The sequence below is a fragment of the Luminiphilus syltensis NOR5-1B genome (assembly GCF_000158175.1).
GTDB classification, from domain to species: Bacteria; Pseudomonadota; Gammaproteobacteria; order Pseudomonadales; family Halieaceae; genus Luminiphilus; species Luminiphilus syltensis.
The window spans coordinates 1,671,090-1,683,889 of sequence record NZ_DS999411.1; the positions used below are offsets into that span (position 1 = coordinate 1,671,090).

Genomic DNA, 12,800 nt, shown 5'->3' on the forward strand with positions numbered 1-12,800 from the left:
CCAGACCAGGAAACGGTCACCCAACCTGCATTTAGGCATGCGAACAGCGTTGCCACCCCACCGAACACACCGTTTATTCCAATCGGCCCCGTGCCTGAAGCTCATTACCCCCGACGTGTATCAGCACCGATACCCGTCCCCCACCCGTCGAGGATTCGTTGATGGAATCACCTGCCGTAGTGCCTGTAAATCCACCTCAGCCCGCCCCTGCCAGTAACAAGATTTACGTGCTCGACACCAATGTCCTGCTGCACGATCCGATGGCCCTATCCGCCTTCGCCGAGCATAAAGTGGTCATTCCGATGACCGTGCTTGAGGAGCTTGATCACATCAAGGATCGGCGGGATAAAGCCGTTAGCCGCGAGGCGCGCATCGCTATCCAGTTGATTGACAAGATGGTCGGGTCAGCCGGCCCGCATGAAATTCAGCAGGGCGTCGACATTCCCGGCTCGACCCTATCGGGGCCGAAAGGACAGCTGGCGATTTACGCGGATCAGCTGATCAAGGATGAGCATAGTGAGGTTCCGTTCCTGGATGGCACCCCGGACCAGGCCAACGACAATCGCATTATTAACGTGGCCCTGCGTCTCCAGTCGGAAAGCCCGGACGCGTTCATCTGTCTCGTCACCAAAGACATCAATATGCGGATTAAGGCCAAGGGGTCGGGCCTGCGCCAGGTCGAGGACTACCGTCACGACCGCGTACTGGACGATATCGATTTACTGGCTACCGGTACCGACCACACAGAGGGCGATTTCTGGTCGCGTATCGACGACGTGGATACCCTGCGTGACGGTGACGTTACCCTGCATCGCATCCCCCGATCGGCATTGCCCGATGCCTATACCAATGAGTTCGTCATCGATGAGCAAACATTTATTGCCTTTGTTCATCATGTCGATGACGAGTATGTCTATCTCGCCGTCGACAGCCGGGACAATTTGATGAATCGTCGGTTCTGGGGCTTGGCGCCCCGGAATCTCGAGCAGGCGATGGCAATGAAATTGCTGGATGACGACGATATCGACATGACCGTTTTAACCGGCCCTGCGGGATCGGGAAAAACACTCTTGGCCTTGGCCTACGGGCTTCACGCGATTCTCGAGCAGAAAAAATACAGCAAGCTGATCGTCGCGCGATCGACGCCTCCCATCGCTGAGGACATCGGCTTTCTCCCCGGCACCGAGGAGGAGAAAATGGCGCCTTGGCTGGCGGCATTTGATGACAACCTGGAGATTTTGCACGGGGGTGACGAGTGCTCCAACGGCAGCATCGATTACGTGAAGGAGCGCGCGAATATCCAGTTCAAGTCGCTCAACTTTATGCGTGGTCGCTCTTTCAATAACGCCTATATCATCATCGATGAGGCGCAGGGCCTGACCCAGTTTCAGCTCAAATCCATCATCAGCCGAGTGGGCGCGGACTCGAAAATCGTCGTGTTGGGGAACCTTGCCCAGATCGACAATAAATACATCTCGCCACTGACTTCCGGACTCACCTACTTGGTGGAAAAGACCAAGGACTACCCCCACTCGGGCATTATGTTTATCGCGGGCATTGTTCGCTCGCGGCTGGCGGCCTTTGCCGAAGAGAACTTGTAGCGTCTTTTTAGTGAGCGAGCGGGGCTCTTAGTTAGCCAGCGGCGCTTTGACCCTGACCGATTGTCCGGTCTGCGCCAGCCATTCCAATGCGGGGTTGCTGGTGACCAGAACGACCGTGGAGCCGAGAAAGAATCGCCCCAGTTCTTCACCAGCTGACAGTGTCGGAGCCTCGGCCGCATCAAACCGGCGTTCTCGTGGGGCGTCACCGCCGGGTTCTTCGATGCCACCCCATACGGTTTCGATGCCCGCGACGATCACTGCGCCGACGAGGACGACCGCAAGCTCGCCGTCGGCAGTATCAAAAAAACACACCAGGCGCTCATTGCGCGCATACAGGTTGTTTATGGCGTTTGCGGTGGTGTCGTTGACCGAAAACAGGTGCCCGGGGATATACCGGGTTTTTTTTAGCGTGCCCGAAATGGGCATGTGAACCCGGTGATAGTCACGGGGCGACAGGTAGACCGTGGCAAAGCATCCCTCGGCGAAGCGGCGCGCCCCATTCTCGTCAGATCCACCCAATAAGGCAGCGATACTGTAGTGCCGGCCCTTGGCCTGAATGGCGGCACCATCGTCTATCGAGCCCCGCTGGCTGAGCACGCCATCAGCGGGCTGCAGGTAGCGGCTGTCTCCGGGTGGGCGGGCGTCGGGCTTGAGATCACGCGTAAAAAACGCATTGAAGGTGGGGAACGCCTCGGGGTTTTCTGTAGTCGCATCGCGTAATTCGACACCATATTGCCGCATGAACAGCCAAATCAGGGTATTTTTGAGCCAAAAAGGGCGTTCGAGGCTTGCCAGCCTGCCAATCAGACGCGACAGTGCGTGTTGTGGTATTAACGCTTGAAAACCAATGAATAGTCGTTTCATCACGGGTAATGTAGGGCCTTATGAATGTGATGGTGCTCTGCGCTTTGGAGAGATCAGTTTGAGCCGGTTCTCCCCGCGAATGTTGCTGATCATGTTCGGCTGTCTGATGCTGTCACTGGCGCCTAGTGTACGCGCTCAGACCGCGGAACAGGAGCCCGACGTTCAGGATTCGGCTGCTGCTGGCGATGCGGCACCTGATGACAAGAGCACTGAGCAGATCGAGACCCGGTCGGTGGTACCTGATGCCGAGGCGCAGGAGAGCTGGGTTGATCGCGGCCACGGCTATGTGACCGAGCGCGCGACCGCGCTAACCCGCTGGACCGATGATTTTTTCGGCGACCCCGAGTGGGATGCGGAAGCGCCCACATCGCGGCTGCGATTACGAGTCACCGAGCAGTGGGATGAACGCTTCGGGCTTGATACGCGGATACGCCTCGGTGGCAATATAAAACTCCCACAGGTGTCGAAGCGGCTAAATCTGGTATTTCGCGGGGATGAGGAGCGCACCGACCTCGCCAACGACCCGGATCCCGCTCAAAGCACGGTGGGCGTCGAATTTCAGGTCGGCAATCAGGACCCGAAAAACTACCGGTTTGATCTGACGATGGGCCTTAGCTCTTCAGGCCCCAGGCCGGGGGTGAAATTTCGCTACCGGAACAATATCACGGATACAACCCGCTACCGATTCATACAGCGCATGCAATACGAGATCGACGACGGCGCGTTTGCGACGACCAAAATCTATCTCGATCACGACCTTAGCGCGTCTGAACTGGTGCGTGCCAATTCTCGGCTGGTGTGGGGAGAGGAGACCGAAGGCCTCGAGTGGAACGCCAACCTTTCCTATGTCAGCCGTTGGTCAGATCGTGCCAATGAGGAGCGGGCATCCATTTTTTACGTTGGCGCAGAGGGTCGTACCAAACCGTACGATTACGTCCGGAACTATCAAGTCGGCACCCGCTTTCGCTTTCAGGCTTACCGGGATTACCTGTTTTTCGAAGTCGAGCCCACCTACAACTGGCGAATTGACGAGCCTTTTGATGACCGTCGAGGTGCCTGGCAAATCAAGCTCCGCGTCGAGTTTCTCCTGATGGAGGAGCTCAGACGAGACGCTAAAGCGAGCGACAGCGCTGAGACTTAAGATTCATCGCGTATTTCAGGGATCGTCCATCTTCCTGCATAGGCTTCGCGTATGAAGTCATACTTGGCCCGGGGGCTCAGCCCCGGATTACGCGAGCAGCTCCAAGGACTGCCGTCTGTCTCACCGATATCAAGATAGCGGGTGTGGTCATCAGCGAATGGCTGAAAGCGCAGGGGTTTAGGCACCGGGCACGCTTTGACCCCGCTATCCTGCGATACACCAAAATCAAGCTTCCAGCGAGCTGATGATCGCCCGATAGCTGTCGAGACGTTCCGGTGCGATACGTCCTGCTTCAACCGCCTCAAGAATGGCGCATCCCGTCTCCTTGCTGTGTTGGCAGTCCCGGAAGCGGCAGTGGCCCAGAAAGGGGCGAAAATCCGGAAAAGCCGGCGCTACGGCGTCGGCAGGCAGGTGGTGCAGGTGGAATTCCCGGATACCCGGGGAGTCAATCAAATGGCCCCCTGAGGGAAGATGGTAGAGCGCCGCGGTCGTCGTGGTATGTCGACCTTTGGCGATGGCTGCGGAGAGCTCACCAACACGAATATCGATATCGGGGAGCAGGCGTTGCACCAGTGAGGATTTACCGACCCCCGATTGGCCCACGAGCACCAGGGTTCGCCCATCGATCAATGCCTCGAGCTGCTGGGCATCCGGTTCCTGGCGGCCGGTGACGACGCAGGGATAGTCCAGTGCGCGGTAGCGATCCATCAGTGCAAGCAGAGGATTGTTATCGTCGATAAGATCGGCTTTGTTGAGCACCAGGGCCGTATCGATTCCCGCGTCTTCCGCCGCGACCAGGTAGCGGTCGATGAGGTTGGCATGGGGTTCAGGTTCGGGTGCGATGACGATCAGCATCAGGTCGACGTTCGCAGCAACCGTGCGTGGCCGTCCTCGGGCGTCGGGTCGGCTCAATGCACTGCGTCGCGGCTGTCTGGCGACGACGACCGGGGTATCTTGCTCCTGTAGCCAGGCTACGCGGTCGCCTGCGACCAAATCCTCCACATTGGGGCGAATAGGGCAGGTTCGCCTCGTACCCGATTCGTCCTCAAGCAGCACCTGTTTGCCGTAGCGCGCGATCACCACACCGGGCTGCATGGTTTCAGCATCGTCGAGGGAAGCCGATCTCGCCTCTCGGTGACGCTCGGCTATTCGGCGCTGCTGTTGTTTGCTGAGTCGGCGTTTCGACATGCGGCCAGTGTACTGCGTTAGCGGAACTGGCGTGTGCAATAATCTGTGGATCGACATCCACGGAGTGCGCTATGCCGGCTGAGCAAAATCTCATCTGGGTTGATCTTGAGATGACCGGGCTGGTGCCCGAAGAGCATCGGGTTATCGAAATTGCCACCATTGTGACGGACTCCGCGCTCAATGAGCTGGCACAGGGGCCTGTGCTGGCAATCCATCAGAGCGATGCGGAACTGAGCAAGATGGATGAGTGGAACGTCAATACTCACACCGGATCGGGCCTCGTGGATCGCGTGAAATCCAGTGGTTTGGATGAAGGCGCTGCCGTTAGCGAAACCCTGGCATTCCTGAAGGAGTGGGTGTCCGCTGGTGCATCGCCCATGTGCGGCAATTCGATTTGTCAGGATCGACGTTTTATGGCGCGGCACATGCCGGAGCTAGAAGCGTATTTTCATTACCGAAATCTGGATGTCAGCACATTGAAGATTCTGGCCAACCTCTGGCGCCCCGACCTGCCACGGGCGCCCAAGACCGGTACGCATCAGGCGCTCGAGGACATCCGGGAATCGATTGTGGAATTACGCCACTATCGCGAGCACTTCATCAGGGTGAACTGACCTGATGTTGGGCCAGTGCCCAGGCAACGTGCTCCCGAACAAGCGCGGACGGGTGGTCAGACCGGCTTTTTAACGCGTTCACGATGTCATCTGATGTCGTGGCATTGCCCAGCGCTATCGCAATATTCCGTAACCAGCGCTCGTGACCAATTCGTCGAATCGGCGAGCCCAGGGTCTTCTCCTCGAAGGTCGTTTCATCCCACGCCAATAAATCGACCAGTGCCGCGTCATCGAGCTGGTGCCGGGGTGCGAAATCGGTCTCGCTCGAGGTTTGCGCAAATTTATTCCAGGGGCACACCAGCTGGCAGTCGTCGCAGCCATAGATACGATTGCCCATGAGTGACCGAAGTTCAGGGTCAATGCTGCCCGGGTGCTCAATGGTGAGGTAGGAAATACATCGCCTTGCGTCGAGCACGTAGGGGCCGACAAAGGCTGCGGTAGGGCAGACATCGAGGCAGGCGCGGCAGCTGCCACAGTGCTTTTCGGTTTTGGCGGGATCGGTGGGGAAGGGGATGCTGGTGTAGATTTCACCCAGGAAAAACCAGGATCCTGCCTTTTCATTGATCAGCATCGTATTCTTGGCGATCCAACCCAGCCCGGCGTTCTCCGCGATTCCCCGTTCAAGCACGGGCGCACTGTCGACGAAAGCCCGAAACTGACCACCGTCGAGTTCGCTTTCGATCCGCTTTGCCAGTTTCGACAGACGATTGCGCATGAGTTTGTGGTAGTCCCGGCCCAGCGCGTAGCGCGATATGAAACCGCGATCGCTGCGCGCCAATACCTGATCCGCGGGAACGGCGGGCGGGTCGTAATCCATTCTTAGGGAAAGAATACTGCAGGTGCCGGGTACCAGCTCGGATGGGCGGCTGCGCTTGGTCCCGTGCCGCGCCATATACGTCATATCGCCGTGATAGCCCGCGGCCAGCCAACGCTCAAGTACCGCCTCATGCTCACTGAGGTCGATCCCGGTAATGCCGAGTTGCTGGAAGCCGAGTTCCGCTGCCCATTGGCGCAGCGTCGGCACCAGCTGTTCAATTTGTCGCTCATTTACAGTCGCGTCCATAGGGAAATTGTGACAGATTCCGGGGTCTGGCAGGATCTAAACCAGTAAACTGTCGCCATGAATCGCAAAACGCCATCGAGGATTTCCGTGCCACTGGCAGATGAAGCCGCAACAATCGCGCTGGGAAATGCATTGGCTGCATCGCTCAAGCCGCCGGCGGTGATGTACCTGGAGGGTGATCTGGGGGCCGGTAAAACCACGCTTGCCCGAGGATTGTTGCGGGGGCTTGGCCATGTCGGTAGCGTTAAGAGTCCTACCTATACTCTGGTGGAGCCCTACGAGCTGGAACAATTTCCTGTTTATCATTGTGATTTGTATCGGCTCGGCGACCCTGAGGAGCTGGAGTATTTGGGTATGCGGGATTATTCCTCCCGCGAGGGTGTGCTGGTCATCGAGTGGCCGGAGCGCGGTGCCCACAGGCTGCCCGCGGCGGATATTCGTGTTTGCCTGCGGCCATCGGGTGAGGGGCGTGTGGCGGATATCGAGATTTACGATGCCAGCGTGTCGCTGATGCTGGGGCAAGCCGCTGTATGAGGTCTGAAACGCCATCGCCGAGGGAGGGCTCTCAACGGGTTCAGCGCTATCCCTTGTGGCTGGCTACCCTGGCGCTTCTGTATGCCGCGTTCAGCGGTAACAGCCTGGCTTCGGAGGTCAAGGATGTGCGGCTCTGGCGGGCGCCAGATCACACCCGCGTGGTGCTTGATCTCAGCGAAGCGGTTGAGTATTCCTTTCTCGAATTAAAGAATCCTCGACGGCTGGTCGTCGATATTCCGAATACGCGTTTTGAGAGCGCGCTCAATGACCTGCCGATCGACAATACGCCCATCAATCGGGTTCGTTTTGGCATTCGCAAAGGGTCTGATCTCAGGCTGGTGTTCGACCTTTCCGCCGAGGTGCGCCCCAAGGGCTTCGCCTTGGCCCCCAGTGAGCAGACCGGTCATCGCCTGGTGATCGATCTTTTCGATGTCGGTGCCGATGGTGCCATCGAAAAAAGGCCGGTTATCAAAAGTATTGATCAGTTATCGGACAAGCGCGACATTATTATTGCCATCGATGCGGGGCACGGCGGCGAGGACCCTGGTGCGACGGGTCCCAGTCGGGTCAAGGAAAAGGCGGTGGTGCTGGCCATTGCACGCAAGCTCGAAGCTCGACTCAAGCGAACCCCGGGATTCAAGCCCTTTCTCATCCGCAAAGGGGATTATTACGTCAGTCTCAGCGGGCGCCGGGCACTGGCGCGAAAGAGCCAGGCCGATTTGTTTGTATCGATTCATGCCGACGCCTTTACCAAGCCCCAGGCTCACGGCGCGTCGGTGTTCGCCCTCTCCACCCGCGGTGCCACTTCAACCACGGCGAAATACCTGGCCGATCGCGAGAATGCGGCGGATCTGGTGGGCGGGGTTCGCCTGTCCGATAAGGATGATGTCCTCGCTGGGGTTCTCACAGACCTGTCGATGACGGCGACGCTGGATAACAGTATCAATCTTGGCGGCCTCGTGCTGAAGGAGATCGGCGCGATTGCCCGCCTGCATAAAAAACAGGTGGAGCAGGCGGGGTTTGTGGTGCTGAAGTCACCGGATATCCCGTCGATACTCGTAGAAACGGGTTTTATTTCAAATCCCTCGGAGGAGCAGCGCCTGGCGAGTGCGAGTTATCAGGATAAGATGGCACGCTCTATCGAGCGCGGTATCGTACGTTGGTTTAGCTCGCACCCTCCAGCCGGTACGTTGCTGGCGTCAAAGCGATCGAACGGTAACCAGAGCTACACCATTGCCCGTGGGGATACGCTCTCTGGGATAGCACAGCAGTTTAACGTCAGTGTGAGCGCCATCAAGGACCGCAATGGCCTGAAGAGCAACACCATCAAAGTCGGTCAGAAACTCGTGATCCCGGGTGGTTAGAGGTATTTGGTGAGTCGCATACGAAGCCTGGATCCCCGCATTGCCAATCAGATTGCTGCCGGTGAGGTGGTCGATAGACCCGCTTCGGTGGTCAAGGAAGCCCTCGAAAACAGTCTCGATGCCGGTGCCCGGCGAATCGATATCGACATTGAAGCCGGGGGTAGCCAGTTGATTCGCGTCCGCGATGATGGTCTGGGCATCGGACGCGACGATCTGACCCTCGCGCTTGAGCGCCATGCCACCAGCAAGATTTCTACCATTGAAGATCTCGAGGCCGTGGCGACGCTGGGGTTTCGCGGTGAGGCACTGGCTTCCATTGCCTCGGTATCGCGGATGACATTGACCTCGAATGCCAGCGATTCGGTAAGCGATGGTTGCTGCGCTGTTGCCGAGGGTCGTGATATGTCGGTGACGCTGCGCCCTGCACCGCATCCCAGGGGGACGTCTCTCGAGGTCCGGGACCTGTTTTACAACACGCCGGCGCGCCGCAAGTTTCTCCGAACGGAGAAAACCGAGTTTGGTCATATCGATGAGGTGGTCAGGCGTCAGGCGCTATCGCGTAGCGACGTGAGTTTTACGCTCCGCCACAACAACAAGGTTGTTCGTTCGCTACCCGCCGCCGACGACGATGGGTTGCTGTTGAGACGTCTGTCCGGCGTCTGTGGTGAGGCGTTCATGGCGCAGTGCGTGTCTATCGAGCGCGAGGCGGGAGCGCTGATGTTGCAGGGTTGGGTAGGCCTGCCTACCTTTTCCCGCAGTCAGGCGGATCTCCAGTACTTTTTTGTCAACGGCCGTGTCATACGCGACAAGCTGGTCAGTCACGCCATCAAGCAGGCGTATCGCGATGTGCTGTTTCATGGGCGCCATCCTGCCTACGTCCTGTTTCTATCGTTACCGCCGGCACGGGTAGACGTCAATGTCCATCCCACCAAGCACGAAGTGCGGTTTCGAGATGGCCGCGAAGTGCATAGCTTCCTGTTCAGTACCTTGCACCGCGCGCTGGCCGATATTCGCCCCGGAGAGTCGGCGCCGTCGGTCGCTCCGGACATTGTTGCGGCGCTGTCGTCGGGCGCGGCACCGCAGCAGGCGGCCATGCACATACCCACCCCGGCTGCAGTGGACCCTGAACTGGTGGCCGCCCAGCAGAGCGCGCTGTCAGCGCTGTATGCGCGGCCGATGCCGGCTGCTGACCGGGGAGCTCTGCCGTCAAGTATTGCGGAGCCTGATTCCGGTGAGGAAGAGGTGCCGCCATTGGGATTTGCACTGGCGCAGCTCTCCGGCGTTTATATTCTTGCCGAGAATGCTCATGGCATGGTGCTGGTGGATATGCATGCAGCCCATGAACGCATCACCTATGAGCGCCTCAAGCAGCGCAGCGCGGATTCGGGTATTCGCAGGCAGCCGTTACTGGTGCCGCAGACGCTGGCGGTTTCGCCGCGGGAAGCGCGTATGGTTGCCGAGCACCAGGCGCTACTGCTCGAGATGGGTTTGGTGATCGATGGCGTGGGTGAAGAGCAGGTCGTGCTGCGGGAGTTACCCGCAGTACTCGCGGGTTCCAATGTCGATCAGCTGGTTCGCGACGTATTGTCGGACCTGGTGGAGTACGGCTCTTCCGAGCGAATCCGTGGGCACTTTGATGACGTGCTCTCAACAATGGCCTGCCATGGATCGATTCGTGCCAATCGGCGCCTGACCATTACTGAAATGAATGCATTGCTGCGGGACATGGAACATACCGAGCGGTCTGGCCAATGCAATCACGGACGGCCTACCTGGGTTCAGTTGACGCTGGCGGAGCTCGATAAGTTGTTTTTGCGGGGTCGCTGATGCCTCAAGCCGGCATACCGGTGCTTTGTTTAATGGGCCCAACGGCGATTGGCAAGACAGCGCTGGCCATCGATCTCGCCGAGCGACTGGACGGGGAGTTGGTAAGTGTTGATTCGACCCTGGTCTATCGCGGCTTCGATATCGGCACTGCCAAGCCCGACTATCCCCACCACCTTGTCGATATCCGCGAGCCCGATGACCCCTATAACGCTGCCCAGTTCGCCACCGATGCCAGCGCGGTAATTCGGCAGATCAATGAGCGCGGTAAGTTGGCCATATTGGTGGGCGGCAGCATGCTGTATTTCCGGGCGATGCTCTACGGGCTGGACGATATGCCTGCAAGTGATCCGCGGCTGCGTGCCGAGATCGAGTCCGACGCCCAGGCTCAGGGTTGGCCTGCGCTGCATGAAAGACTGGCACAGCTCGACCCCGTACTCGCTGCGCGGTTGCATCCCAATCATTCCCAGAGGATCAGTCGGGGGCTTGAAGTGGTGTTACTCACCGGGCGGCCGCTGAGTGAATGGCAATCAGGAGGGCGCACCAGCGGGGAATTTGATTTTCGCAGCTTGTCGCTGGAACCTGCGCTGCGTGCTGATCTGCATCAGCGTATTGCGACGCGATTTGACGCGATGCTGGCGTCGGGATTGCTCGACGAGGTGCGAAACCTGCATCGGCGTTCGGAGCTGCATGTGGATTTGCCCGCCGTGCGCGCCGTGGGTTACCGCCAGCTCTGGGCCTACCTCGACCAGGAAGTCGACTGGGAGACCGCCTGCGCCACTGCGCGGGCAGCCACCCGGCAGCTCGCCAAGCGCCAGCTGACCTGGTTACGTAAATGGCCGGATTTAATGCGTCTGACGGTCGATCAGTCGGGCAAGCTGTACTCCACATTGAGCGGTGGCAAACCCCTCTCGGGTGACGATCTCGGGTCGTTGTGCCAAACCTTGCTGATAAGTCCTGCAAAAGTCCTGGGTTAGTTGTAGACTAGCGGGCTGATTGGTGTGGGCGACTGGGCCCATATCCGTAATTATGCGCCGGTCCAAAGGAGTTATCATGTCAAAAGGGCACACGTTACAAGACCCTTACCTCAATGCTTTGCGAAAAGAGCGAGTTCCTGTTTCTATTTATCTCGTCAATGGCATCAAGCTGCAGGGGCAAATTGAATCTTTCGATCAATTCGTTGTTCTACTCAAGAACACCGTGTCGCAAATGGTCTATAAGCATGCAATCTCTACGGTGGTGCCGGCACGAAACGTTCGGGTACCCCAGCCAGGCGACGAAGAAGGCACCGACGACGCCTGAGCGTCCTCCGGGACCTCTCCCATACTGGTGTTAGCGAGGTCAGCTGTTGTTTTTTGAACGCCATGAAAGTGGCGAGCGCGCCATATTGGTTCAGCTGTCGCTTGATGACGGCGCTCCTGCCCAGGATCCACGCGAATTTGAAGAGCTCGTTGTCTCTGCGGGGGGAGAGCCCGTGGCTTTTATTTCAGGACATCGCCGGGCGCCCACCTCCAAAACCTTTGTAGGGTCGGGCAAGCTCGATGAAATCCGGGAAGCCAAGGAGGCGTTCGAGGCGGAGTTGGTGGTTTTCAATCACCCACTCTCACCGAGTCAGGAGCGCAACCTTGAGCAGGAGCTGTGCTGTCGTGTGATCGCGCGCACCGGGCTGATTCTTGATATTTTTGCCCAGCGCGCGAGAACCCATGAGGGCAAATTACAGGTCGAGCTGGCGCAGTTGCGGCACATGAGCACGCGCCTGATTCGGGGCTGGACCCACCTCGAGCGACAGAAAGGCGGCATAGGCTTGCGCGGCCCGGGTGAGACCCAGCTGGAGACCGACCGCCGCTTACTGCGTGCCCGTATTCGCACTATCGAGCAGCGACTCGAGCGTGTCCGTTCCCAGCGTGCCCAGAGCAGGCGCTCCCGGCAGCGCGCCGAAATACCGCTGGTATCGTTGGTCGGCTACACCAACGCGGGTAAGTCCAGTCTGTTTAACCGCGTTACCGAGGCCGCGGTATATGCGGCGGATAAGCTGTTTGCGACGCTCGATCCGACGTTGCGCGGGATCGAGATTGACCACCTGGGGAAGGTGGTGCTGGCGGATACGGTAGGCTTTATCGCCCATCTGCCCCACACGCTGGTCGAGGCGTTCAAGGCAACTCTCGAAGAAACCCTCAATGCGACGCTGCTACTGCATGTTATCGATATCGTGGCCGAGGACAGGGATTATCTGGTTGACGAAGTCGAATCGGTGCTGGCTGAGATTGGCGCGGGTGATATTCCACAGCTGCGGGTTTACAACAAACTCGACCTGGCCCAGCAGTCGCCGCGAATACTGCGAAACGAGCAGGGAGTGATCGAAGCCGTCTATTTGTCCGCGCGAACGGGCGCCGGCATTGACCTGCTCGAGCTGGCATTGAGCGAGCGCCTGCAGGACCAGGTTTTTCAGGACGAAATTACGCTGGCACCCTCGGAAGGTCGATTGCGCGCAGCGCTCTACGACGTGGGTGCTGTGGAGCGTGAATCGTGGGACAGCAATGGTGACAACCGTTTGCGAATTCGGTTGCCGCTGAAAGATTGGGAGCGCTTGAAAAATTAGTTCACGGC

12 protein-coding genes are annotated in these 12,800 nt (G+C 58.5%); 9 read left to right on the top strand and 3 right to left on the bottom strand.

The window, feature by feature from the left end:
- Positions 1-161 precede the first annotated feature (161 nt).
- The gene (locus tag NOR51B_RS07470) at positions 162-1,601 is read left to right on the top strand and encodes a PhoH family protein (protein ID WP_009020135.1); all 1,440 of its coding nucleotides are present in this window, start codon (positions 162-164) and stop codon (positions 1,599-1,601) included.
- A gap of 27 nt (positions 1,602-1,628) precedes the next feature.
- On the opposite strand, the gene asd is transcribed toward NOR51B_RS07470, so the two are convergent.
- On the bottom strand, positions 1,629-2,465 hold the full coding sequence (asd, locus tag NOR51B_RS07475) for an archaetidylserine decarboxylase (protein WP_009019336.1): 837 nt from the start codon (positions 2,463-2,465) through the stop codon (positions 1,629-1,631).
- Here asd and NOR51B_RS07480 point away from each other — a divergent pair.
- Positions 2,449-3,606 (top strand): hypothetical protein, encoded by a 1,158-nt coding sequence (locus NOR51B_RS07480; RefSeq protein WP_009020384.1) that lies wholly within the window; start codon positions 2,449-2,451, stop codon positions 3,604-3,606. The genes asd and NOR51B_RS07480 overlap by 17 nt on opposite strands.
- A gap of 225 nt (positions 3,607-3,831) precedes the next feature.
- Here NOR51B_RS07480 and rsgA read toward each other — a convergent pair whose 3' ends face one another.
- Positions 3,832-4,794 carry a small ribosomal subunit biogenesis GTPase RsgA gene (gene rsgA, locus NOR51B_RS07485; protein WP_009019562.1) on the bottom strand — a complete coding sequence of 321 codons (963 nt, stop codon included), beginning with the start codon at positions 4,792-4,794 and terminating at the stop codon, positions 3,832-3,834.
- A 71-nt stretch (positions 4,795-4,865) separates the two neighbouring features.
- Here rsgA and orn point away from each other — a divergent pair, with 71 nt between their 5' ends.
- A complete protein-coding gene (gene orn, locus NOR51B_RS07490; protein ID WP_009018882.1) occupies positions 4,866-5,408 on the top strand; it encodes an oligoribonuclease in 543 nt (180 codons plus the stop codon).
- On the opposite strand, the gene queG is transcribed toward orn, so the two are convergent.
- On the bottom strand, positions 5,395-6,471 hold the full coding sequence (gene queG, locus NOR51B_RS07495) for a tRNA epoxyqueuosine(34) reductase QueG (RefSeq protein WP_009019712.1): 1,077 nt from the start codon (positions 6,469-6,471) through the stop codon (positions 5,395-5,397). The two genes, orn and queG, sit on opposite strands and share 14 nt — an antisense overlap.
- Positions 6,472-6,528: 57 nt before the next feature.
- On the opposite strand from queG, the gene tsaE reads away from it, so the two are divergent.
- The 6 genes from tsaE (at position 6,529) to hflX (ending at position 12,792) form a co-directional block, all read left to right on the top strand.
- Complete coding sequence (gene tsaE / locus NOR51B_RS07500) at positions 6,529-7,005, top strand: tRNA (adenosine(37)-N6)-threonylcarbamoyltransferase complex ATPase subunit type 1 TsaE (RefSeq protein ID WP_009020474.1); 477 nt, start codon at positions 6,529-6,531, stop codon at positions 7,003-7,005.
- On the top strand, positions 7,002-8,369 hold the full coding sequence (locus tag NOR51B_RS07505) for an N-acetylmuramoyl-L-alanine amidase (protein ID WP_009021690.1): 1,368 nt from the start codon (positions 7,002-7,004) through the stop codon (positions 8,367-8,369). The genes tsaE and NOR51B_RS07505 overlap by 4 nt, the downstream gene beginning before the upstream one ends.
- Before the next feature lie 9 nt (positions 8,370-8,378).
- On the top strand, positions 8,379-10,196 hold the full coding sequence (gene mutL, locus NOR51B_RS07510) for a DNA mismatch repair endonuclease MutL (protein WP_009018938.1): 1,818 nt from the start codon (positions 8,379-8,381) through the stop codon (positions 10,194-10,196).
- On the top strand, positions 10,196-11,170 hold the full coding sequence (gene miaA, locus NOR51B_RS07515) for a tRNA (adenosine(37)-N6)-dimethylallyltransferase MiaA (RefSeq protein ID WP_154647641.1): 975 nt from the start codon (positions 10,196-10,198) through the stop codon (positions 11,168-11,170). Before mutL ends, miaA begins: the two co-directional genes overlap by 1 nt.
- A 76-nt stretch (positions 11,171-11,246) precedes the next feature.
- The gene (hfq, locus tag NOR51B_RS07520; protein ID WP_009018956.1) at positions 11,247-11,495 is read left to right on the top strand and encodes an RNA chaperone Hfq; all 249 of its coding nucleotides are present in this window, start codon (positions 11,247-11,249) and stop codon (positions 11,493-11,495) included.
- Between the two features lie 46 nt (positions 11,496-11,541).
- On the top strand, positions 11,542-12,792 hold the full coding sequence (hflX, locus tag NOR51B_RS07525) for a ribosome rescue GTPase HflX (RefSeq protein ID WP_009021376.1): 1,251 nt from the start codon (positions 11,542-11,544) through the stop codon (positions 12,790-12,792).
- Positions 12,793-12,800 lie beyond the last annotated feature (8 nt).

What these genes read in the sequence shown, in the direction of transcription:
- NOR51B_RS07470 (WP_009020135.1), top strand. Translation starts at nt 162, where the DNA reads ATGGAATCACCTGCCGTAGTGCCTGTAAATCCACCTCAGCCCGCCCCT.
- NOR51B_RS07480 (WP_009020384.1), top strand. Translation starts at nt 2,449, where the DNA reads ATGAATAGTCGTTTCATCACGGGTAATGTAGGGCCTTATGAATGTGAT.
- asd (WP_009019336.1), bottom strand. Translation starts at nt 2,465, where the DNA reads ATGAAACGACTATTCATTGGTTTTCAAGCGTTAATACCACAACACGCA.
- rsgA (WP_009019562.1), bottom strand. Translation starts at nt 4,794, where the DNA reads ATGTCGAAACGCCGACTCAGCAAACAACAGCAGCGCCGAATAGCCGAG.
- orn (WP_009018882.1), top strand. Translation starts at nt 4,866, where the DNA reads ATGCCGGCTGAGCAAAATCTCATCTGGGTTGATCTTGAGATGACCGGG.
- queG (WP_009019712.1), bottom strand. Translation starts at nt 6,471, where the DNA reads ATGGACGCGACTGTAAATGAGCGACAAATTGAACAGCTGGTGCCGACG.
- tsaE (WP_009020474.1), top strand. Translation starts at nt 6,529, where the DNA reads ATGAATCGCAAAACGCCATCGAGGATTTCCGTGCCACTGGCAGATGAA.
- NOR51B_RS07505 (WP_009021690.1), top strand. Translation starts at nt 7,002, where the DNA reads ATGAGGTCTGAAACGCCATCGCCGAGGGAGGGCTCTCAACGGGTTCAG.
- miaA (WP_154647641.1), top strand. Translation starts at nt 10,196, where the DNA reads ATGCCTCAAGCCGGCATACCGGTGCTTTGTTTAATGGGCCCAACGGCG.
- hfq (WP_009018956.1), top strand. Translation starts at nt 11,247, where the DNA reads ATGTCAAAAGGGCACACGTTACAAGACCCTTACCTCAATGCTTTGCGA.